17 protein-coding genes are annotated in these 23,029 nt (G+C 66.1%); 10 read left to right on the top strand and 7 right to left on the bottom strand.

Features of this window, described 5'->3' with window-relative positions; translation table 11 throughout:
• The first annotated feature begins 57 nt into the window (after positions 1-57).
• From ACQPZ2_RS42555 to ACQPZ2_RS42565, 3 genes are all read left to right on the top strand, one after another.
• On the top strand, positions 58-807 hold the full coding sequence (locus tag ACQPZ2_RS42555) for a crotonase/enoyl-CoA hydratase family protein (protein WP_433523485.1): 750 nt from the start codon (positions 58-60) through the stop codon (positions 805-807).
• A 179-nt stretch (positions 808-986) separates the two neighbouring features.
• Complete coding sequence (locus ACQPZ2_RS42560; RefSeq protein WP_433523486.1) at positions 987-2,096, top strand: DUF4185 domain-containing protein; 1,110 nt, start codon at positions 987-989, stop codon at positions 2,094-2,096.
• Positions 2,097-2,215: 119 nt separating this feature from the next.
• Positions 2,216-3,463 carry an erythromycin esterase family protein gene (locus tag ACQPZ2_RS42565; RefSeq protein ID WP_433523487.1) on the top strand — a complete coding sequence of 416 codons (1,248 nt, stop codon included), beginning with the start codon at positions 2,216-2,218 and terminating at the stop codon, positions 3,461-3,463.
• A gap of 139 nt (positions 3,464-3,602) precedes the next feature.
• Here the strand turns inward: ACQPZ2_RS42565 and ACQPZ2_RS42570 are convergent, their stop codons facing one another.
• A complete protein-coding gene (locus ACQPZ2_RS42570) occupies positions 3,603-5,006 on the bottom strand; it encodes an IS1380 family transposase (RefSeq protein WP_433522759.1) in 1,404 nt (467 codons plus the stop codon).
• Positions 5,007-6,201: 1,195 nt separating this feature from the next.
• Between ACQPZ2_RS42570 and ACQPZ2_RS42575 the strand changes: the two genes are divergently transcribed.
• Positions 6,202-6,903 carry a class I SAM-dependent methyltransferase gene (locus ACQPZ2_RS42575; RefSeq protein WP_433523488.1) on the top strand — a complete coding sequence of 234 codons (702 nt, stop codon included), beginning with the start codon at positions 6,202-6,204 and terminating at the stop codon, positions 6,901-6,903.
• 565 nt (positions 6,904-7,468) lie between these two features.
• Here ACQPZ2_RS42575 and ACQPZ2_RS42580 read toward each other — a convergent pair.
• Complete coding sequence (locus ACQPZ2_RS42580; RefSeq protein WP_433523489.1) at positions 7,469-8,065, bottom strand: alpha/beta hydrolase family protein; 597 nt, start codon at positions 8,063-8,065, stop codon at positions 7,469-7,471.
• 313 nt (positions 8,066-8,378) lie between these two features.
• On the opposite strand from ACQPZ2_RS42580, the gene ACQPZ2_RS42585 reads away from it, so the two are divergent.
• Positions 8,379-10,214 carry an acyl-CoA dehydrogenase gene (locus ACQPZ2_RS42585; RefSeq protein WP_433523490.1) on the top strand — a complete coding sequence of 612 codons (1,836 nt, stop codon included), beginning with the start codon at positions 8,379-8,381 and terminating at the stop codon, positions 10,212-10,214.
• Positions 10,215-10,264: 50 nt separating this feature from the next.
• On the opposite strand, the gene ACQPZ2_RS42590 is transcribed toward ACQPZ2_RS42585, so the two are convergent.
• Positions 10,265-11,389 carry a diguanylate cyclase gene (locus ACQPZ2_RS42590; protein WP_433523491.1) on the bottom strand — a complete coding sequence of 375 codons (1,125 nt, stop codon included), beginning with the start codon at positions 11,387-11,389 and terminating at the stop codon, positions 10,265-10,267.
• A 231-nt stretch (positions 11,390-11,620) separates the two neighbouring features.
• Between ACQPZ2_RS42590 and ACQPZ2_RS42595 the strand changes: the two genes are divergently transcribed.
• Positions 11,621-12,724 (top strand): DUF4185 domain-containing protein, encoded by a 1,104-nt coding sequence (locus ACQPZ2_RS42595; protein ID WP_433523492.1) that lies wholly within the window; start codon positions 11,621-11,623, stop codon positions 12,722-12,724.
• Between the two features lie 7 nt (positions 12,725-12,731).
• On the opposite strand, the gene ACQPZ2_RS42600 is transcribed toward ACQPZ2_RS42595, so the two are convergent.
• Positions 12,732-14,507 carry a VanW family protein gene (locus ACQPZ2_RS42600; RefSeq protein WP_433523493.1) on the bottom strand — a complete coding sequence of 592 codons (1,776 nt, stop codon included), beginning with the start codon at positions 14,505-14,507 and terminating at the stop codon, positions 12,732-12,734.
• A gap of 551 nt (positions 14,508-15,058) precedes the next feature.
• On the opposite strand from ACQPZ2_RS42600, the gene gnd reads away from it, so the two are divergent.
• Together gnd and prcB are read left to right on the top strand one after the other, a co-directional pair.
• Complete coding sequence (gnd, locus tag ACQPZ2_RS42605; RefSeq protein ID WP_433523494.1) at positions 15,059-16,090, top strand: phosphogluconate dehydrogenase (NAD(+)-dependent, decarboxylating); 1,032 nt, start codon at positions 15,059-15,061, stop codon at positions 16,088-16,090.
• A 237-nt stretch (positions 16,091-16,327) separates the two neighbouring features.
• Complete coding sequence (prcB, locus tag ACQPZ2_RS42610; RefSeq protein ID WP_433523495.1) at positions 16,328-17,128, top strand: proteasome subunit beta; 801 nt, start codon at positions 16,328-16,330, stop codon at positions 17,126-17,128.
• 4 nt (positions 17,129-17,132) lie between these two features.
• Here the strand turns inward: prcB and ACQPZ2_RS42615 are convergent, their stop codons facing one another.
• Together ACQPZ2_RS42615 and ACQPZ2_RS42620 are read right to left on the bottom strand one after the other, a co-directional pair.
• Entirely contained in the window at positions 17,133-17,672 is a 540-nt protein-coding gene (locus ACQPZ2_RS42615) for a hypothetical protein (RefSeq protein ID WP_433523496.1), read from the bottom strand.
• Positions 17,673-17,858: 186 nt separating this feature from the next.
• Positions 17,859-19,175: an acetyl-CoA C-acetyltransferase gene (locus ACQPZ2_RS42620; protein ID WP_433523497.1), complete on the bottom strand. Its 1,317-nt coding sequence runs from the start codon at positions 19,173-19,175 to the stop codon at positions 17,859-17,861.
• Between the two features lie 229 nt (positions 19,176-19,404).
• Here ACQPZ2_RS42620 and ACQPZ2_RS42625 point away from each other — a divergent pair, with 229 nt between their 5' ends.
• Positions 19,405-20,763, top strand: coding sequence for a 3-oxoacyl-ACP reductase (locus ACQPZ2_RS42625; RefSeq protein ID WP_433523498.1), 1,359 nt, complete (start codon positions 19,405-19,407; stop codon positions 20,761-20,763).
• Positions 20,763-21,629 (top strand): MaoC/PaaZ C-terminal domain-containing protein, encoded by an 867-nt coding sequence (locus ACQPZ2_RS42630; protein WP_084509518.1) that lies wholly within the window; start codon positions 20,763-20,765, stop codon positions 21,627-21,629. The genes ACQPZ2_RS42625 and ACQPZ2_RS42630 overlap by 1 nt, the downstream gene beginning before the upstream one ends.
• A gap of 60 nt (positions 21,630-21,689) precedes the next feature.
• Here the strand turns inward: ACQPZ2_RS42630 and ACQPZ2_RS42635 are convergent, their stop codons facing one another.
• Complete coding sequence (locus ACQPZ2_RS42635) at positions 21,690-22,910, bottom strand: DUF5685 family protein (RefSeq protein WP_433523499.1); 1,221 nt, start codon at positions 22,908-22,910, stop codon at positions 21,690-21,692.
• Positions 22,911-23,029: the final 119 nt, after the last annotated feature.

Below are 23,029 nucleotides of genomic sequence, written 5' to 3' on the forward strand. Positions count from 1 at the left end.
CAAACGCGCATGCAGCAAGCAATGGCCCGCTAACTGACTCACGGGTAAGATTCGGGAATGGCCTCGAATATCGCGCTGCGGTTCGTCGACGACCGCGCCTACGTCACGCTGGACCGGCCGGATAAGCACAATGGCCTGACCATCGAGATGCTGCGCGATCTCGTCACGACCGCGCATACCGTCGCAGACCACAAGGAAGTCCGCGCGGTCATCCTGTCCGGCAACGGTCCGAGTTTCAGCAGTGGCCTCGATATCGCGGGAACGAGCCGCGATCCACTGGCCGTCGTCCGCGGCTTCATCCCGCTGCCCTGGCGCGGCACCAATACCTTCCAGGAAGCCTGCTGGGCCTGGCGTCGGCTCTCGGTGCCGGTGATCGCCGCGGTACACGGCCACTGCTACGGCGGTGGGTTGCAGATCGCGCTGGCCGCCGACGTCCGCTTCGCCAGCGCCGACGCGGAATTCTCGGTGATGGAGGCCAAGTACGGTCTGGTCCCGGATATGACCGGCGCGGCGACGCTGTCCCGGCTGATCGGTGTCGACAAGGCACTGCTGCTGACCATGACCGCCGATATCGTGGACGCCGCGTACGCCGAGCGGATCGGCCTGGTCACCGAGGTGACCGCGGACCCGGTCGCGGCGGCGGAAAAGCTCGCCGATCGAATCGCCATCCGCTCCCCGCACGCCGTCGCAGGGGCAAAACAACTATTCGATCGCTCCTGGCACGCCTCGACTCGCCGCACCTTCGCCGTCGAGCGAGCCACCCAGCTGCCATTGATCCTGCGGCAGGCCATTTCTCGTCGTCGCTGATCACAATTCAGGTAGCACCGCGCTTACAACTGTCCAGACGAATCACGCAAGCCACCAATTTCCCCGGTTTCGCTGTTAGCATCTTGAACGATTTGCCAGCCAGCCGAATGTGACACGACACACGAGGTGGGGGGCGTGCGTATCGTGCCACTTCGGCCAGAACCGGAGGGCCTTGAGACTTGAACAAGACCGCGTCCGCCTTGCTCTCGGCACTGGCAGGAGCTTCGGCCTTGCTCCTCGTTGCGACTACCCCAGCGTCGGCAAACCCCAATGCGATCAATCCGATCCCGGTGCTGAACGGCACCAGTGGACTCCCCAATCTGGTCGGCCGAAGCAGGGCGATATTCCAGGTGACCGGCATGGCCAGCCCGAATAACACCCAGGCCTATAACGTGCTCGGCACGGATCTGGGCATCATGTGGGACAACGGCGACGGCGAGATGCTGACCGCATTCGGCGATACCGCCGGACTCGGCCTGCCGAATCTGCTCGCGGGCAGCACCTGGGCGTGGCGCAGCAATATTCTGGTGCGCAGCCACACCCACGATCCGTCCAATGGCATCTACTTCGACAGCGTCGTGCGCGATATCTTCGGCCAGGCGCGCGATCTGATTCCGAGCCCGAAGATTCCATTCATCGAGATCAGCCGGATCCCCACCGCGGGCATTTCGGTCGGCGGCGTTCAGTACATGAGCCTGATGTCGGTGCAGACCTGGGACGATATCGGCCGGTGGACCACGAATTTCTCCGGACTCGCCGTATCCGGCGATAACGGTGAGACCTGGGCCGAACTACCCGAGACCAGACGCCCGAATGAGGGCGGTAACGCCAACTTCCAGATGAACGCGTTCGTCAAGAACGGCGGGTACGTCTACGAGTACGGCACCCAGTCCGGGCGCAACCGGGCGGCGTATGTCGGGCGGGTCCGCGAAGGCGATATCAAGAATCTGGGCGAGTACGAGTACTGGGACGGCGAGCACTGGAGCAAGAAGGGCGATGTCGATGCCGCGGCGCCGATCATGTGGGGCGTCGGCGAGATGTCGGTGATGTACAACGAGTACCTCGGCCAGTTCATCTCACTCACTACCGATCCGTTCAACTCGGTGGTCATGCGGCGGGCCGCCTCGCCCGCGGGTCCGTGGAGCGATCCCGAGGTGCTGATCGACACCCGCGAACTGCCGTCCGCATACGCTCCGTCGATCTTCCCCTACCAAACCGGACGCGACTTGTACTTCGTCACCACGGTTCACAGTCAGTACAACGTCTTACTGATGCACACCACCCTCTAGCCCCTCCGCAACGGCACATGGCCGTGGCCGTGTGCCGTTGCTCGTGTGCCGACTTGACCTCAATGGCACTTCAGGTATGAAGCTGGGTCGCGTCGAGTAGTCGAGCTTCGGGAGAGACCATGGGTACCACCCTCACATCCAGTGAATCAGTGACCGGCACTTCGGATTTGCGTGAATGGCTGCGTTCGCATGCGCGGCCGATTTTCGATACGCATTCGAATAGCGTGGGATCGGATATCGCGACATTAACCGAGCGGCTGGGATCTGCGACCGTGGTCGGGCTCGGTGAGTCGACCCGGTTCTCTCGACAGACCTTCGGACTGCGGGAGCGGGTATTCCGGGTGCTCGTCGAGGAATACGGTTTCCGCGCGCTCGCCGTGCAGGACAGTGCACGTTCCGGTGAGCGGCTCGATGCCTATGTACGGAACGGCGCGGGTGATCCCGAATCGGTGCTCGCGGGTGCATGGCGGCCGACCCGTACCGGCGAAATGGCGGCGGCACTGGTGTGGATTCGCGAATTCAATAAGGAGCACCCGAACGATCCGGTGCGGATTTTCGGAGTCGAACCGCCGCGTGCCGAACCGTCGGATTACGACGTGGTGCTGGATTATGTCCGCCAACAGGCACCGGATCGATTGGCCGCCATAGAATCCCACCTCGCTCCGATCCGCACCGCGCACCAAGTAGATGAACATGTGCAGCGCCATCAGGGAGTTCACCCCGGCCGCCCGTTCATCGACGACGCACGTGATGCCTTGGCATTGGTCGAAAACCTTCCGGTAACAACAGAATTCGAAAATGCACAGGCGCATCTGCGGCTCATAGTCGAATTCCACGAGAAGAGCGTTGCCGGGCAGGGCGGTTTCGCGCGCGACGAGCGCCCCGCCGCAGACCGAGTAATCGAATGGCAGCGCGATACCGGCGCGAAGATCGCGTATTGGGACGGCATCGCCCACACCGCAGCCCTTACCCTCGGCGACGGTCCGGCGGAGACCGCCGAATTCCGTGGTACCGGTAGCTATTTGCGCGAACATTTCGGTGCGCGGTATATCTCGGTCGCCATCGGCTTCCACCACGGGGATCTCGGCATGGCGGTGGCGCCGGAACCGCGGTCGGACCTGGTCGATGCGGCGCTGGGTGAGGTAGCTGTGCCCGCCTTCTACGTCGACTTGCACAGCGACGCACCACAATCGGTGCAGCAGTGGCTGCACGGACCGGCGAAGCTGCGCACGATCAGCGGTATCTACGATCCCGTCAAGGATGCCACCGCCCACACGAGCGTCCGATCTCTCCTGGATGCTTTCGACGTGCTCGTCCACATCCGCGAGACCTCCCCCGTGCACTGGTTGCCCCAAGAGACTTCTTAGCCTCGATCCATGGACTCGGGTTTCGGGCTGGTCTGCGCGCCGGAGGCGCGCAGACCAGCGGGTTTCGGGTATGAGGTAGCCGCTGGTCTGCCCAGCATTTCCACGTGGATCTCGGTTCGGGCCGGTTCTGGCCGGGTGGTCAGGTAGTGACGGGTTGTGGCGGTGTGTAGCCGATCGTGTTGTGCCACAACATGAGCCATGGCTCGACCCAGGGCCAGTGGGTGGGCAGATGCAGAATCGGCCGACGTTGCGGGCGGGCCAGTCGGGCGGGGATGTTGACGATTTTGCGGCGCAAGGTAGCTGCGCGGGCGCGGCGGTGGTTGCCGCCGGCGAGGGTTCCGGCAGCGCGCAGCAGGTTATGGGCGATCCCAGCGCAGATCACCCAGGCGGAGTTGGCACCGAATTTCCCGGACGGCATATGGGCCAGGGGACCGTCGATGAGGTCGGCGAAAACGGTCTCGATGACGGCGTGTTTGCGGTGGGTGATGTCGGCATCGGCAACCGGCTCTTGCGAGTTGGTCAGGAAGGGGTGGTGACGCCACACAGGGAACAGCGCGTCGGGGTAGCGGGCGTCTTTCACCCGCCGCACGATCAGCCGGGCGGTGACGCGGTCCTTGGTGGAAGCAAAAGCGGTGTAGGAGGTTTCGGCGACCTCGGCGTCGGAGATCCACTCGCCTGTGTCGGGGTCGCGGACCGCACCGGGATAGCGCACCGGGGTCCACGCGTCATCGGGAATCGAGGCGATCGCTTTCTTCACGGCCGCGTTCTTGGTCAGCACCAGCGAGAACAGTGCCCCAGCCCGCAGCGCTGCGCGCACGACCCTGCGGTTGCCATAGGCCGAATCCCCGCGCACCACGATGGTGCCGGTGGCCCCGGCGGCGCGGGCGACGCCGATCGCTTCTGTGACCATCGACCCAGCTCCTTTGCCGGAGCCGGTTTTCCCGGCGCGTAACCGCATCCCGGCAACAACCGGTGCCGCGAGGTCGGTGCTGAGCGTGGCCGCCAGGGGTGAAAGCCCTTTGCGGAGAACCTGTTTCCCGGCGATCTTCGCATGCCCGTAGGACGCGCCCTGCTTCTGCTTGCCATAGACCGGGCGCAGCAGCGAATCGATATCGACGAAACACCGTGTCTGCGCGCCGGGCAGCAGATCGGTACGGGCGGCCAGCGCGGACAGGTGCTCGCGCATCACCGACTCCAACTGCTTGGCATGACCAAAGCTGAACTCGCGCAACAGAGTTCCCACCGTCGAGGGCGCATACACACCACCGAACAGGTGCCCCATCCCGCCGCTGCGCAGCAGGTCGATGTCATCGATACTGTCCGCACCCGCGCACATCCCGGCGATCAGCGTGGCCAGTTTCGGGGCCGGGTTGGCCGACCCGGAAGTGATCCGCGGCGAAGCTATGGCGACCTTGTCAGCCAACATGCTGGTCAGGCCCGTTTGCTCGGCCAACGTCATCACCGGGACCAGCCCAGCCACCGAGACGAGATTGTCGTCATCGAACACTGCCGAGCCCTCGGCGAACGTGTGAAACAATCGCACTGAAAGTGTCTTTCCGATCTTGCAACGATTGATGCGTGAGAACACCAATCATCGCAGCTCGGAAGGCACTTTCCCTATTCCGGGGACGGCCCACCACTGATTACGTCCACGGATCGAGGCTTAGAGCTCGGGCCGCGATGCCCCGGGCGCACAGACGGGATTCGCGATCGTCGCGGGTGCGCGGCGATCGCGCGGCGCACGGCGGTCGCGCGAAGCACAGAGGTCCCGCAGTGCAGCCATCGTGGGGTGCCCAGCGGGCGCGAAGGGCACGGCCGTCGCGAGGCACACCGCCGTCGCGAGGCACACAGCGGGCGCGGCTGCACAGCGGGCGCGGCTGCACAGCGGGCGCGGCTGCACAGCGGGCGCGGCTGCACAGCGGGCGCGGCTGCACAGCCGCCCTGGGTTCATTGCTATCGCGGAGTACCCGGCATCCCGGTCTGCACAGCCATCGCTGGGTGCATAGCCATCGCGGAGTCACAGACATCCCGCGCTGCGTAGCTGGCGCGCGGATGTACAGCGGGCGCGAAGCACGACCGTCGTGGGCACACAGCCATCGCGGAGCACACAGCCATCGCGAGGCACACAGCGGGCGCGAGGCACACAGCGGGCGCGGTCTGCACAGCCGCCCTGGGGTGCATTGCCATCGTGGAGTACCCGGCACCGCGGTCTGCATAGCCATCGCTGGGTGAATAGCCATCGCGGGGTGCCCAGCGGGGCGCGAAGGGAACGGCCGTCGCGAAGCACACCACCATCGCGAAGCACACAGCGGGCGCGAGGTGCACAGCGGGCGCGAGGTGCACAGCCGCCCTGGGTGCATTGCCATCGCGGAGTCACAGACATCCCGCGCTGCGCAGCTAGCGCGGGGATGTACAGCGGGCGCGAAGCACGACCGTCGCGGGCACACCGCCATCGCGAGACACACAGCGGGCGCAGTCTGCACAGCCGCCCTGGGGTGCATTGCCATCGTGGAGTACCCGGCACCGCGGTCTGCATAGCCATCGCTGGGTGAATAGCCATCGCGGGGCACACCGCCATCGCGGTCTGCACAGCCATCGCGGTCTGCACAGCCATCGCGGGGTGCCCAGCGGGGCGCGAAGGGCACAGCCGTCGCGAAGTACCCAGCAGTCGCGAAGTACCCAGCGGTCGCGAGGTAGGCGGCGGTCGCGCGGTGCGCGGGGCAAATACACTCGCGCATATGGACGCGGCCGATTGGGACACGCGGTATGCGCAGAGTGAACTGGTTTGGGGCGCACCGCCGAACAGCACTGTGGTGGAGCATGTCTACGGGCTGGAGCGGATCGCACCGCTGGTGCCGGACACTCCCGACGGCGATCCGCCCGGCCTGCCGCGTGCCCTCGATCTTGCCTGCGGCGAAGGGCGCAACGCGCTGTGGTTGGCCACGCACGGCTGGCAGGTGCACGCCGTCGACTATTCGCAAGTGGGCGTCGACAAGGGCCGAACCATCGCGACCCGACTGTCCCGCTCGGTCCGCAACCGCATCAGTTGGCAATGCGCCGATGTCACCGATCTGGATGCCGCGGGCATCACCGGCCCGTACGAACTCGTACTGATGGTCTTCCTGCACTTGCCCGCCGAACACCGCCGCCCGCTGGTCCGCCGACTCGCCGATCTACTCGCCCCCGAGGGCACGCTGCTGATCATCGGTCACGACACCACCAATCTCACCGACGGCTTCGGCGGCCCGCAGGACCCCTCGGTCCTGTTCACCCCCGACGACATCATCGCCGACCTCGGCACCGACCCCGAACGCATCCGAGTCCGCCTCGCCGACCGCGTCTACCGCCCCACCGAGGAACGCGACGCCATCGACGCCCTGGTCATCGCCACCAAACCCCCGGCAGACCCACCCGCCGTCGAACCCGCATCGCTTAGTTAGCCGAACCTGGCGCCTGCGCCGCCCACGTCCCTGCGCGCCGCGCACATCTGTACGCGCCACGCACGTTTCGGCGCGCCACACACGTGTCTGCGCTTCGCACGTCTCTGCGCTTCACACGTTTCGGCGCGCCACACACGACTCTGCGCTTCACACGTCTCCACGCGCCACACACGGCTCTACGCTTCACACGTTTCGGCGCGCCACTCATGGTTCGGCGCCCCACACATGGCTCGGCCGAATATTTCGTGCGCAGCGCGCCAAATGCGGGCGCGCGGGATCCGAGGTGTCCAGCACCCGCACGCGAGCAGTCAGCGACTCGTCGCACCCGGCCGCTCACACGCGACCGCCGCCCAGACCGTGCGCTACTGCGACCAGCGCCGCAACCAGGGCGCGACCGTATCGGCAATGCTTTCGGCGCCCCACACATAGCTCGGCCGAATATTTCGTGCGCAGCGCGCCAAATGCGGGCGCGCGGGATCCGAGGTCTCCAGCACCGGCACGCGAGCAGTCAGCGACCCATCGCACCCGGGGCCGCACACACGCGGCCGCCCCGCCGAGACCTGCGCTACTGCGACCAGCGCCGCAACCAGGGCGCGACCGTATCGGCAATGATGTCGAATCCTGACCGGAACGAATGCGGCTGACCAGGGATTACGCGCACCTCGGCGGCATCGGCGGGGTCGGGGATGCCGAATGGGTCGTTTGCGCCGTTGATCACGACGACTTCGATATCGCCCGGAGCCAGCAGTTCCTCGCGACGCGACTTCTCCGGCTTACCCGGCGGATGCAGCGGGAAGGACAGCGCGAGCACGCCGCGCGCGTCGGCGGCGATGGCGGTGCGGCAGGCCACCCTGGCCCCATTGCTGCGCCCACCTTGGATCAGCGGGACCTTCTTCACTCGCTTGCGCAGGTCGGTCACGATCTCGAGCCACGCCTCGTCCTGCTTCACCGCGGAACCGGGGGCGCGTCGTCCCGCGACCCGGTACGGCTGCACCACTCGCGCCACCGCGCCGCCCAGCTCGTAGGCGCGGTCGCGCACGGCGAGCAGGTCTTTCGCGTCGACACCGCCGCCGGATCCGTGCGTGAGCAGCAGTAGGAACGCCGCCTTGCGCGGCTTGTCGAGCTCGATCTCCGCGGGCCCGGCGCTCGTCTCGATTCGCACATTTCCAAGGTAGTCCCCAGCTATCCGAAGACGCCCAGCCACCCGCAGCGCGTCGGCCGCAGGGTAATGCACCGGCAAACCCGGCTCGAACGTCTACTACGCGAGCCGTAGACAAACGGCAACGCCTTCGAGTGTTTTCCGCGTCACATTGCCCGCTCGGGTCTTTGCGACCCCATTACCGACCGGTAATATGGGACATAAGTTACCCGCGAGTAGCATGCGGAGAAACCGGCACGGCTACCCGGTGGACGGACAACGGGCGGGAACGGCAACCAACCGACCGCACCAACTCAACGGAGAGTGAGTAACAGACATGGGCCACTACAAGAGCAACGTCCGCGACCTGGAGTTCAACCTCTTCGAGGTACTCGGCCTCGGCGCCATCCTCGACAGCGACGCCTACGGCGACCTCGACGCCGAGACCGTCAAGGAGATGCTCAACGAGGTGCGTCGCCTGGCCGAGGGTCCGCTGGCCGATTCGTTCGTCGACGGTGACCGCAACCCGCCGACCTTCGATCCCGAGACTCACACGGTCACTCTCCCCGAATCGTTCAAGAAGTCCTACCGCGCGCTGGAAGACGCCGGCTGGGCCAAGGTCGCCGTCCGCGAGGAGCTGGGTGGCCTCGGCGCTCCGAGCGCCGTCTCCTGGGCGCTCGGCGAAATGATCCTCGGCGCCAACCCGCCAGCTCAGATGTACGCCGCCGGTGCGGGTTTCGCGCAGGTGTTCTACAACAACGGCACCGATGAGCAGAAGAAGTGGGCGCAGATCATCGCCGATCGCAACTGGGGCGCCACCATGGTGCTGACCGAGCCGGATGCCGGTTCGGATGTCGGCGCCGGCCGCACCAAGGCGATCAAGCAGGAGGACGGCTCCTGGCACATCGAGGGCGTCAAGCGCTTCATCACCTCGGGTGACTCCGACGACCTGTTCGAGAACATCATGCACCTGGTGCTGGCCCGCCCCGAGGGCGCTGGTCCGGGCACCAAGGGCCTGTCGCTGTTCTACGTGCCGAAGTGGCACTTCGACTTCGACACCCAGACCATGGGCGACCGCAACGGTGTTTTCGTCACCAATGTCGAGCACAAGATGGGCATCAAGGTCTCGGCCACCTGTGAGGTCACCTTCGGCGGCCACGGCGTGCCCGCAAAGGGCTGGCTGGTCGGCGAGGTGCACAACGGCATCGCGCAGATGTTCGACGTCATCGAGAACGCACGCATGATGGTCGGCACCAAGGCCATCGCGACCCTGTCGACCGGTTACCTGAACGCACTGGACTACGCCAAGCAGCGTGTCCAGGGTGCGGACCTGACCCAGATGACCGACAAGGCCGCCCCGCGCGTCACCATCACCCACCACCCGGACGTGCGCCGCAGCCTGGCCCTGCAGAAGGCCTACGCCGAGGGTCTGCGCGCCATCTACCTCTACACCGCCGCGCACCAGGATGCGGATATCGCCGAGCTGGTCTCCGGCGCCGATAAGGATGTGGCCTTCCGCGTCAACGATCTGCTGCTGCCGATCGTCAAGGGTGTCGGTTCCGAGCGGGCCTACCAGTACCTGACCGAATCGCTGCAGACCTTCGGTGGCTCCGGCTTCCTGCAGGACTACCCGATCGAGCAGTACATCCGCGACGCGAAGATCGACTCGCTCTACGAGGGCACCACCGCCATCCAGGCGCAGGACTTCTTCTTCCGCAAGATCGCCCGTGACCGGGGCGTCGCGCTGGCCCACGTGGCCGGCCAGGTGCAGAAGTTCATCGAGTCCGAGGCGGGCAACGGCCGGCTGAAGGCCGAGCGCAAGCTGCTCGCCACCGCGCTCGAGGATGTGCAGGCCATGGCCGCCACCCTGACCGGGCACCTGATGGGCGCCCAGGAGCAGCCGAGCGAGCTGTACAAGGTCGGTCTGGGTTCGGTGCGCTTCCTGCTCTCGGTCGGTGACCTGCTCATCGGCTGGCAGCTGCTGCGTCAGGCCGACATCGCCATCAAGGCGCTCGACAATGGCGCGACCGGCGCCGATGAGGCGTTCTACCAGGGCAAGGTCGGCGTCGCGCAGTTCTTCGCGCGCAATGTGCTGCCGGAGCTGACCGCGACCCGCGCCATCCTGTCGAACCTCGACAACGACATCATGGAGCTGGACGAAGCGGCGTTCTGATCCAATAGATTTCGCACACAGCGGCCCCGGAGTCTCCGGGGCCGCTGTTGTTATTTGATGCGGTGCACCATCTCTCGGGCGGGCTCGGCGAGTTCGATCGCCGGTTGCTCCGGATCTTCCGCCAGCACAACGGCATTGCCGCCCAGCCGTTTCGCCTGATACATCGCGTTGTCGGCACACCGCAGCAGCCATCGCGGCCGTCCCGCGTCCGTGCCGCCGTCGCACACCGCGACACCGACACTGGCCGTGACGGTGACGGATATGCCGGGCGTCTCCGCCACGGCCAGGCGCAATCGTTCGCCCAGACTCAGCGCGGCCGCACGATCCAACTGATCGACCACCGCGAACTCCTCCCCGCCGGTGCGGGCGACCACGGCATCGGGATCGGCCGCGGCGCGCAACCGCGCGGCCGTCGAGACCAGCACCTCGTCACCGATGGTGTGGCCGAAGGTGTCGTTGACCGCCTTGAAGTGGTCGAGGTCGAGCGTGATCACGCACAGTTGGCGCTGGTATCGCGAACGGTGCACGTAATAGTCGAGTCCGCGGCGATTCAGCAGCGTGGTCAGCGGATCGGAGAGCACATCGATGCGCAGTACCCAATAGCAGAACTGCAAGGCGGGCAGCACCACGACGATGGCCGCGACCATGATCAGGACCATCGCACCGGCCAGCGCGAGATCATTGCTTTGCGCATCGGTCACCAGCAATACGGCCAGCGCCCCCACCGTGAGCAGCGACCATCCGGCGTGCGCGGCGAGCGCCTTCGGACTGTGGAAGAACGTGATGTAGGCGCCGGTGACCACGAGCAGCATCGCGCTCAATGCGCCGTACACCCGATCTCTGTCCACCAGGCACGATGCCGTGATCGCGATATCCGCCCAGGTCAACAACGCCAGTGAGGTGATGGCGCGGGGCCACGGGAACAGCCACCAGCGAACCGTCCACACCACTGCCGTAACACCGGCCGCCGCGAAGATAGTGCGGTGCACCGTGCCGCTCGGACCGGCGGGCGACATCCAGATCAGGATGTTGATCACGAGCATGATCGCACCGCCCGCGCCGATGATCGCCTTGATCAGGCGCAGCCCGGAATGAGATTCGAGTGTCCGCACGAACCAGCGATAGTGCGCCGGATCGCGCCACCAACTGCGAAGTATCGCGCGACTGTCACCCATGGAGCCACCGCCTAGCGTTCACGAAATCCTGCTGGATGTACCGAACAGCTTTGCCATTTCGAGCGACCATTAAGCAGCGGTGACAGGCCAGCCCCTGCCGGAACCCCCGTCTCCTGGTGATCTTCAGTGTAGCGATGATCACATGTCGGCCTCCAGCGCGCAGGGACCGGACATAGGTCACGAATCGGGGCACAATGACCGGGCAGACGCGCGCAAGAAGGGATCGTCCGGATGAACCGATCGCTGTCCGCACTCAGCAGAGCCGGTGTATTCGCCGCCGCAATATCGGTCGCGCTGGCCGGACCGGCCGCCGCCGATTCGAACTTCCTGCTTCCCATTCCCGGCATCAACCCCATTCCTGGCATCAACGGACAGCCACGCGGCCTGCCACGCTTACCTGGACCGACCCAGGCGGTCTTCCAGATGACCGGTATGGACAGCCCCAATCGCACCCAGCACGTCAATGTGCTCGGCACCGACCTCGGCGTCATGTGGGACGACGGCAACGGCCGGATGATCACCGCCTTCGGTGACAGCGCGGGCCTCGGCTTCCCGAACCTGCTCGTAGGCAGCGTCTTCGCCTGGAGCAGCCAGGTACTTTTCCACAGCTCGACCAAGGATCCGTCGCAGGGGATTTCCTTCGACGGCGCCGTGACCAATCCGCTGCCGAGCCCGAAGATTCCGGGCATCGAGATCAGTCTCATTCCGACAGCGGGCATTTCGGTCGGCGGTGTGCAGTACATGAGCCTGATGTCGGTGCGCGAATGGGGTGAGCACGGCAAGTGGTCGACCAACTTCTCCACTCTCGCCGCCTCTGGTGACGGCGGACAGACCTGGACCCCACTGACCACGACCCGGCGCGCGAATGTGGACGGCCATCAGAACTTTCAGCAGAACGCCTTCCTGAAGGACGGCGGTTACATCTACCGCTACGGCACCCCGGCGGGTCGGCTGAATCCCGGATTCATCTCGCGGGCAATGGAATCCGATATCGCTGATCTCGATCGCTACGAGTACTGGGACGGCAAGGAGTGGAAGCCCGAGGCCAAGGACGCCACACCGATCGTCGGGGATGTCAGCGAACTGTCGGTCATGTGGAACGAGCATCTCGGCAAATTCATCATGCTCACCACGGACTCCCGGAATGCGGTGGTGTTGCGCACCGCATCGGCGCCGGAGGGACCGTGGAGCGAGCCGGAGGTGCTCGTCGACGGCCCCGCGCTGCCGAGCGCCTACGCGCCGATGATCTTCCCGTATCAGACCGGCAGTGACCTGTACTTCTTGCTGTCGGTGTGGAACCAGTACAACGTGCTGCTGATGCGAACCCCGCTGTAGGAGTCGACTACTCGCATTTCACGACAGGTACCGGGTCGTACTTCACCGTCCGCGTGCTGCGCGAGATTTCGCGACCGGTTTTGCGGTCGGTGATGACTCGCGTATCGGAGATGGTGAAGCCCGGTGCACCTTCGGTCGCGATGCAGTCCTTGCCCTTGGGAAGTTTGATCTCGGTGGGCTCGGTGGGCTTGGTCTTCTCACCGGTGGTGGATTCGACATTGACGGTCTTGGTGCCCCAGAGGCGGACCGTGACCTCGGAGTCGGTGGTCGATGTTTCGATGTAGACACCGGATTGGCTGTTGTTGCGGAATTTGAGGTCGATGGCGCCGTCGAAGACGGTGGCCTCGCGGGCCGCCGGATAGCGGGAAATGTAGTAGCTGTGCTCGGTGTGACCGGCATCTTCCATGCCCGCGAAATACGCGGCGTTGTAAAGCGTGGTCGCGAATTGGCTGATGCCACCGCCGACGGCGGTGCTCGGGCGACCGTGATCGATGATGCCGGATTCGACGTACCCCTCAGCGGTCCCGCGGGGACCGGTGAAGTCGTTGAGCGAGAAGGTTTCTCCCGGCTTGACGATGGCGCCGTTCACCTTCTTGGCGACCACCCGGATATTCACACCGGACGGCCCACTGAAGCCGCTCGTAGTGAATTGGCCCATCACCTCGGTGACGCCTAGTGCGTTGGCGGCCTCGGTGGTGAGTTTGGGATCCACCTTCTCGTAGACGGCCTGCGCGGTGCGCTCCTGCGGGGCGACGACGAGATTCGGCAACTGCTCGAACGTCTTCGCCCAATTGATCTTGTCGCCCACCACGGCCGGAACCACCGTCGCGGCCGACCCGGTCACCGCGAAGGTCGCATCCTTGGCCTCGACCTCGGATGGTGCGAGTTGCGGACCCAGCACCCCGAGTGCGACATCCTGTTTGAAGGACGCGGCGAGACCGCCTTGCCCATCGGGGGCGAAGGACAGTATGGATGCGATCTGCTCCGGCTCCAGCTTGCCCGCCGCATTGTTCTTGCCCGCGAACACAATCGGCGCACTCACCGCCGGTTCGGCAATGGTGTGCAAAGCCTGTTCGACCGCTTCCGCGCGCACGGCGATCGGCGCGGCCGTCTCCGGAAGATCCAGCAGCGCACCGAGATACCAGTTTTCGATGAGCGCGGCGCGCGCGGCCGGAACATCGAGGATGCGGCCGGGTACCGGCGGCACGGCGACCGGACGCGCGCCGTCGAAGGCGATGGTGCCCTCGACCGTCGCGCGGTCGTGCACGCGCAGGGCGGTGAGCTGGGCATCGAGTGCGTTGTCGTCGACGGTGCTCGCGACCGGCACCGTGTGCGTGACGAACAGCGACGTCAGTCTGGTGATCGGATTGAGCGGCTGGCCGCCGACTCGGGCCAGGGTGGCATCCCAATCCACCGCCAGGCCAGCGGTTTTGGGGGTGAGCCTGGTCTGCACGTCACCGATTTGCAACGGCAGTTCCTGGTCGACGCGCGGATCCACCGCGGTGCGCAACCGAGCCTGCGCGGCCGCGGTATCCTCGCCGCCGATATCGATACCGGCCACGACGACGCCGCGCGGTACGTGACCGGACGAAAGTACAAGGTCCGCAACGTAAGCCAGACCGCAGACCGCTATCAGTGCGCCGACGCCGATGCCGATGCGTTTCGCGATGGGCGATCTCAGCCCGCTCGGTCTGGACGGCTGTTCGGGTGCGCGACCCCGCTGCCCGCCGGTGGGCGCGGTTGCTTTGGGTCGCCGAGTCGCCCGCAGCGGCGCGGTCGGCATGGAATCTCCAGCCCACTCCGATGACTGATGTCCCGACGGCGTCGGCTGCTGAGCCGCCGTCTCGGACGACCTCGGTTGCTGCTGCGCCGATCGAAGCCGGGGCGGCTGCGGCGTCGGATCCGCGCCCGGAGCCTGCTGCGAAACCGTGCGCGGCGGTGGTGGCTGCTGCGGTGTCGAGGATCGAGCCGAGTCGAGGAGCTGTCGTAGTCCGACCTGGCCGCCTTCGTGTGGACCGTGCCGCCCGGTACTCGATTCGCTCGTCACGAACCGTCCTCCCGCTCGATTGTTAGGAACTCGCACGGTGCGAGCCCCGCCAACGATAGTGGTCTGCACCGACATCGTCAGCACAGCGCGGTCCATCAGCAAACCCCGTGCAACGGACCACGCCACACATGGAAGGGCCCCGCGTAGTTGCCGGGTCGGGGGTCTGGCAACTACGCGGAGCCAATCCGTTTATCTGGTCCGCCGCACCCTGCGTTACACATCCGCGGGACAATCGAGCTGAACTTCCCTACCACCAGGGCCCACATGCGACGAGGGAGATGGCTGGAATGCAGCTGGGAATGATCGGCCTGGGCCGGATGGGCGGCAATATCGTGCGCCGGATCGTCAAGAACGGGCATACCGCCGTCGGCTACGAACGCAGACCCAAGATGATCGACACGCTCGTCGCGGAGCTGGGCAGCGACGGTTTCCAGGGCTCCACCGATCTGAAGGACTTCGTATCCCGGCTGGAGACCCCGCGGGTGGTCTGGGTGATGATTCCGGCTGCGGTGACCGGTCAGGTGATCGACCAGGTCGCCGAGCTGCTCGAGCCCGGCGACATCATCATCGACGGCGGCAACAGCCGATACCACGACGACATCGCACGCGCCGCGGCGCTGAAGCCCAAGGGCATCCACTATGTGGACATCGGCACCTCGGGCGGCGTCTTCGGACTGGACCGGGGCTTCTGTCTGATGATCGGCGGCGAGGCCCAGCCGGTGGCGCATTTGGATCCGCTGCTGAAGTCCATCGCTCCTGGGATCGAGGCGGCCGAACGGACGCCGGGCCGCACGGGTGAGCCGTCACCCGCCGAACAGGGCTATCTGCACTGCGGACCGGCCGGAGCAGGACATTTCGTGAAGATGGTGCACAACGGCATCGAATACGGCGCCATGGCCGCCTACGCCGAGGGCCTGAACATCCTGCACAAGGCAAATATCGGCGCGACCCACGATGCCGTGCCCTCCGCCGAGGAGACCCCGCTCGAACATCCCGAGTGGTACCGATACGACATCGACGTGCCCGAGGTGACCGAGGTGTGGCGGCGCGGTTCGGTGGTCGCCTCGTGGTTGCTGGACCTCACCGCGAGCGAGCTCTATGCCGATCCGACCCTGGAATCCTTCGATGGCCGGGTATCGGACTCCGGCGAGGGCCGCTGGACCCTCGACGCCGCGATCGATACCGGCGTCCCCGCACCGGTGCTCGCGGCGGCGCTGTTCGCGCGATTCTCCTCGCGTGGCGAGGCACTATACGCGGACAAGATGCTCTCGGCCATGCGCAAGGCCTTCGGCGGTCACATCGAGCTGCCCCCGGAGTAGGACTATCCGAACCCATCGTCTCAGACAGAAATTGTCGGACAAGGTTGTCCACGGCCGATGCCACGCAATATTGCACTGACGCCGAGTCGTTCGCCTGCTCGAATTTCTCGCGCGGCCGGTACTGCCCAAGGCCGCGATCAAGATCGGTATGAGCGAATGGCTGTGGCGCACCGGACTTTCCGCCCACGGAAGTTCGGTGCGCTGACGCGGCGGGCGGGAAGTCGTTACGGTGGAGTTATGGAGTTCGCGACGTCTTCCTTCTCCGAGAACCTGCGCCGATACGCCCCGGAACTACTGCCCGGCAGCGATTTCGGCAATGCCACGGTGCGCGGACAGGACATCGCGCCGCACGGCACCACGATCGTGGCCGTCGCCTACCGCGGCGGCGTGCTGCTCGCCGGCGACCGGCGCGGCACCATGGGCAATCTGCTGGCCAGCCGGGATATGGAGAAGGTGTACATCACCGACACCTACTCGGCGGCGGGTTTCGCGGGCACCGTCGGCATGGCCATCGAGATGATCCGATTGTTCGCGGTCGAGCTCGAACACTACGAGAAGATCGAGGGTGTCGGGCTGACCTTCGAGGGCAAGGCGAACAAGCTGTCGAAGATGGTGCGCGACAATTTGCCTGCCGCACTACAGGATATGGCGGTGGTCCCGGTATTGATCGGCTACGACCTGAGCGCCACCGACCCGGAGAAGGTCGGGCGGATCTTTTCCTACGATGTCGTCGGCGGTCGCAGTGAGGAGCGCTTCGGCTATACCGCGGTCGGTTCCGGTTCGCTGTTCGCGAAGTCCTCGCTGAAGAAGACCTACAGCCGCGGCATCGATGAGGATCGGGCGCTGCGGATCACCGTCGAATCGCTCTTCGATGCCGCCGAGGACGACACCGCCACCGGCGGTCCGGATCTCACCCGTGGCATCTATCCGACCGTGGTCGTCATCAATGCCGAAGGCGCCGTGGAGGTTCCGGCGCAACGGCTCGCCGAGATCACTCACGGACTAGTCGAGGATCGCGCCGCACTGGCCCGCGAATGAGTCCTCAGGGGGACTCGCCGTAGAGCGCGCGGAAGTCCTCGAGTGTGCCCGTGTAGTACTCCAGATCGTCGGCGAGCTTGGCACGCGTGATCTGCTCGGGCTGGTCGCGCCGGAGCTGTTCGCCCAGTTCGGACCAGAATGCCGCGGCCGGGAGACGGTCGGCACCCTCGGGCAGGAATTTGATCGCCTCGCCGAGCGCCTCGGCGGCGAACTGCCAGTTCAGTTCGACGGTATTGCGGTCCTGTCCGGGTCTGCCCTGGTAGGTCAGATCCGCGTCGAGCGCACGGCGGGCGTAGGTGCCCGCGATCATGATCCACTGCCCGGCGTCGACCAGCGGGGAGACGCCGAGACCGAACCACACTCCGAGGTTGCGGCACGCCGCCTCGGAGTCGTAGGGCACCTCGACGTCACCGAGCATCGAGTGCACCGTCCACGCGTGCTCACCTTCGGTCAGCGAAGTCTGCGGCGGGCTCGCATCCCCATCGGCCGCGGCGAGCAGGCTCAGGTAGGTCTGCGCTTCGGCCAGGGTCCTCGCGGTCGGCATCCATCGCTCCTGTACCCGGTAGCGGTCTCGGACAAAGGTTCCGAACGGAACCTACCCGGTCAGACTTGCGGATACGGGAGTTCGCGAGAATCGCCATGAAATCCGTTGGTGTCGAATAGAACTCGCAAGTGCGGCGACAGACGAGAGGCGGCATCGGCTGGGCCGATGCCGCCTCCTGTCGACTGGTCAGCGCTCCAGGATCGCGACGACGCCCTGTCCGCCCGCGGCGCAGATGGAGATCAGCGCGCGGCCGGATCCCTTCTCCGCCAGCATCTTCGCGGTGGAGGCGACGATCCGCCCGCCGGTCGCCGCGAATGGGTGACCCGCGGCGAGCGAGGAACCGTTGACGTTGAGCTTGCTGCGATCGATCGAACCGAGCGCGCCGTCCAGGCCGAGGCGCTCCTTGCAGTACTGATCCGACTCCCACGCCTGCAGCGTGGCCAGCACCACCGAGGCGAAGGCCTCGTGGATCTCGTAGTAGTCGAAGTCCTGCAGGGTCAGGCCATTTCGGGCCAGCAGGCGCGGCACCGCGTAGGTCGGCGCCATCAGCAGGCCGTCGGGGCCGTGGATGTAATCGACCGCGGCGACCTCGGAGTCGACCAGATGCGCCAGCACCGGCAGGTTGCGCTCGGTGGCCCATTCGTCGCTGGACAGCAGCACCGCGGAGGCGCCGTCGGTGAGCGGGGTGGAGTTACCGGCGGTCATGGTGGCATCGCCCAGTTTGTTGCCGAACACCGGCTTCAGGGTGGCCAACTTCTCGACGGTCGAACCCGGACGCAGATTGTCGTCGCGGGTCAGGCCGAGGAACGGGGTGATCAGGTCGTCGAAGAAGCCGCGGTCGTAGGCGGCGGCCATATTCTTGTGCGACAGGTAGGCCAGTTCGTCCTGGGCCTCGCGCGCGATACCGAATTCCTTGGCGGTGATGGCGGCATGCTCACCCATGGACAGACCGGTGCGCGGTTCGGCATTGCGCGGGATCTCGATGCCGAGCATGGCGGGACGCAGCTGCCCGACCAGCTTGAGGCGGTCCTTATTGCTCTTGGCGCGGTTGGCGTCGAGCATCCACTCGCGCATGGACTCGCTGACCCCGATCGGGGCATCGGAGGTGGTGTCGGTGCCACCGCCGACACCGGCGTCGATGCGACCGGCGGCGATCGCGTCACCGACGGTGACGATCGCCTGCAGGCCGGTGCCGCAGGCCAATTGGAGGTCATGAGCCGGGGTGTAGGGGCTGAGCTTGCTGCCGAGCACGCTCTCGCGGACCATGCCGTGCTCGCCGACCCGCTTGAGCACCGCGCCGCCGACGACCATGCCGAGGCGTTCGCCCTGCAGGCCGAACCGGCTCACCAGACCGTCCAGCGCGGCGGTGAACATGTCCTGGTTGGAGGCGTGGGCGTAGGCCTTATCGGAGCGGGCGAACGGAATCCGGTTGCCGCCCACGATCGCAACCGGGCGTGGGCCCTTCTTTGCCGTGCTCTTCGCTGAACGGGCTTTGGTTGTCACTCGAGTCTCCAAGGTCTCGTCGGGTGCCCGGTGGGCCGTTCGACACGGACGTGTCCGCGCAGATCGGCGCCCCGTCGCGGTTGGTTTACTTTAAACTTACTCTGGAGTAAGTTTGTTGTCGACACCGTACCCCGCAAGTCTGCGTAAATTCGCGCCGGGGCATGCAGACCATTCGGCAACGCAGCCACCGGCGCGCCGAAACCACGACACACGAGAAAAGGGAGAAACAGTGGCAGCCAGCAAGAGCAAGGGTGCTCCCAACCTCTACGGATCGTTCGTACACTCCGCTCCCGGCCAATTCCTGGCGAGCAAGTTGGGCCTGCCACAGCCGCAGAACCTGCGCCGCTACCAGGCCGGTGAGCCGCCGCTGCCCGGTCCGGTGCTGCTCGGCGGCAAGGGCCGCGTCGCCGAACCGGTGCGCACGCTGCTCTCGGACTACACGTTCGCCGACGCGCCCGCCTCGGGTCAGAAGTACGGCGCGCTGGTCTTCGACGCGACCGGCATCGGCACGGTGGAGGATCTCTCGCAGCTGTTCGAATTCTTCCAGCCCGCCATGCGCAGCGTCGCGGCGTCCGGGCGCATCGTCGTCATCGGCACCACCCCCGAGCTGACCGCGGGCGTGGACGAGCAGATCGCCCAGCGCGCGCTGGAGGGCTTCACCCGCAGCGTCGCCAAGGAGCTGCTGCGCGGCGCCACCGCCCAGCTGGTCTACCTGCACCCGGAGGCATCCGCCACCGCGTCCGGCCTGGAATCCACGCTGCGCTTCCTGCTTTCGGCCAAGTCGGCCTTCGTCGACGGTCAGGTCATCCGGGTCGGCTCGGCCGATTCGGTGGCCCCGGCCGCCTGGGACAAGCCGCTCGACGGCAAGGTCGCCGTGGTCACCGGCGCCGCGCGCGGCATCGGCGCGACCATCGCCGAGGTTTTCGCCCGTGACGGCGCGACCGTGATCGTCGCCGATATCCCGGCCGCCGGTGAGGCCCTCTCGGCCACCGCCAACAAAGTCGGCGGCACCGCGCTCGCACTCGATGTCACCGCACCCGATGCCGCCGAAAAGCTGGCCGAATTCGCCACCGAACGCTTCGGCGGCATCGATATCGTCGTGCACAACGCCGGTATCACCCGCGACAAGCTGCTCGCCAATATGGACGAGGGCCGCTGGAAGTCGGTCATCAACGTGAATCTCGCCGCGCCGCACCGCATTACCGAGGGCCTGGTGGCGCGTGGCGCACTGAAGGAGGGCGGTCGGGTGATCGACGTGTCCTCCATCGCGGGCATCGCCGGTAACCGCGGCCAGACCAACTACGGCGCGTCGAAGGCCGGTGTCATCGGCATGGTCAACGCCGAGGCGTCCAAGCTGGCCGAGAAGGGCATCACCATCAACGCCGTCGCGCCCGGTTTCATCGAAACCGCCATGACCGCGGCCATTCCGCTGGCCACCCGTGAGGCCGGTCGGCTGATGAGCTCGCTGCTGCAGGGCGGACAGACCATCGACGTCGCCGAGACCATCGCCTACTTCGCCAGCCCGGCGTCGAACGCGGTGAGCGGCAATGTGGTTCGGGTCTGCGGTCAGAGCCTGATCGGAGCATGATGACCGAGACGATCACGCTCACCGAACCTCCCAAGAACAGCGGCCTTTTCGTCAAGGCCGCGCTCGGTGCGGTGCCGGTGCCGCTGGTCTCGGGGCGCAAAGCGACACTGCCCGACCGCGTCGTCCGTCTGGAGGGCCTGCGCGTGGATCCGGATCACCTGGCCGCGTACTGCCGGGCGACCGGACTGCGGTTCGGCGACTCGCTGCCGCTGACCTACCCGTTCATCCTCAGCTTCCCGCTGGCGATGCAACTGGTTGTGGCACGGGACTTTCCGTTCGTCGCGGTGGGTGCGGTGCACGCGCAGAATCTGATCGAGCGCGGTCGCGAGATCTCGGTGAGCGAACCGCTCGACTTCACCACGCACATCGAGAATCTGCGCGAGCACCCGAAGGGGCTGCTGGTGGATGCGATCACCGAGGTGAATGTCGGCCGGGAACTGGTGTGGCGTCAGGTCACCACCTTCCTGCACCAGCAGCGCACCTCGCTCTCGGGCGAACCGAAGGGTGAGCCGAAGCCGGAAGAGGTTCCGCCGCCGCCGATGCGCACCGTTCGGGTGGATCAGAAGACGATCACCCGCTACGCGGCCGCCTCCGGTGACCACAACCCGATCCACACTTCGGCATTGGGCGCCAAGGCATTCGGCTTCCCGAAGGCGATCGCGCACGGCATGTGGTCGGCCGCGAACATCCTCTCGAATGTGGAGGGGCGGATTCCCGAAAAGGCTGGCTACGCGGTCAAATTCGGCAAGCCGATCCTGCTGCCGTCCACGGTGAATGTGTACGCCGATCAGGTCGACGGCGGTTGGGACCTGGCGATGCTGAACCCGAAGAAGGGGTATCCGCATCTGACGGCCACCCTGCGCTGACCCGACGGCGAAGCCGCACTCCTGGTTCGGAGTGCGGCTTCGCCGTTTCTGGGCCGAGTTTCAGCAGTCGCAGCCGCAACCGTCGCAGCAGCAGCCGTCACAGTCGCAGCAGTTGCCACAGCAATTACAGCTGCAATCGCCGCAGTCACAGCAATCGCCGCAGTCGCAGTTCTTGATCCAGGCGTCCTTGCGCTTGCCGTTGCAGGGGTTGGTGTGGTCGGCGCAGCAGGCGTAGCCGGTGCAGTAGACGCCGAGAACCAAAGCCAGCGCCTCGCCGATCCCGGGGCGACGCGGCGGCTTCTCGAATCCCGTTCCCGGCGGCATCGGGTACTGCATTGTCGCGCTGTGCCGAGATGTGCTGCAGGCGTGGGCGGTTACGCCGAGACCACGGCCGACTCTCCGCACCAAGGCGTGCAGCGGATCGAGCAGCATCCAGCGGACGGTCGGGACCTGGTCGAGTTTCGCCTCCGCGACGGCCTTGCGCAGGTGCGAATCCGATTGCCGCAGCAGATCGTATGCCTCGGGCATGGTGGTTCCGGTGGCGGCGAGCGGGTTGAAGCGGCCGCGGGTTCGGTCGTCGTCGAAGTCTGCGACGGCATCGGCGAGATGCGCTATCCGTCCGAAATTCCGGCCCGCCACACGCAAAGCGGCGACGTTATCGGGGCGGTCGGCCAGCACCGCGGTGTGCGCGAAGAATTCCGCCGCGCAGATCTGTGTCGGTGCGGTCAGCTCGTCGAGAGAGATTGTGCGAGACGCATTTTCCGACGTACCCGCCGCGGAGGCGGTGGAGCGGTTGGCACCCACCGAGGCGAGGGCTTCCAGGTGCGACTGCGAATTGATCGCGGCGACAAGCGGTTCCACATCGAGGCCGATCATGGATGCCTGCGAGCGCGCGCGGTCGGCCCAGCGGCTCGACACCTTCGTCATCGGACGCCGAGTGAGGACGGAACCGTCACCATCGTCGACGTGATCGCGAATCTTGGCCGATCCCAGCAACAGTGACGCGGTGGCAGCCAGCAGTACGCCCGGCGAATCCGCACTCGCCACCTCGGCGCGACGCATCCCCCGCAGCGCGCACGGGGCCGCCGTGGTCCGCCCGATCGAGCCGGACATCTGCGCCTCGGTCAGCACGCTCAGGACGATCGCATCGGTATTGGTCGCCGCCCGCGCCAACTGCCCGTGCCCATCCCGCAGCCCCAAACACAGCCCACACATATGTGCCCGCCACGTGCTCGCATCGATCCCGTACTTCTCGGCCCCATGCGGACAAGGCCGCAACATCCCGAACAATTCCGCCCCGTTCCCCGGCCATTGCGCCGGTCCACTCTCTTGATCTCCCGCACTCTGGCAGTCCGTCAACGCCGCCGCAAGCCGAGCCACTGCCCCGGCGTGCGGCACAC

The sequence above is a fragment of the Nocardia pseudovaccinii genome, from assembly GCF_050942345.1.
Taxonomy (GTDB): domain Bacteria; phylum Actinomycetota; class Actinomycetes; order Mycobacteriales; family Mycobacteriaceae; genus Nocardia; species Nocardia pseudovaccinii.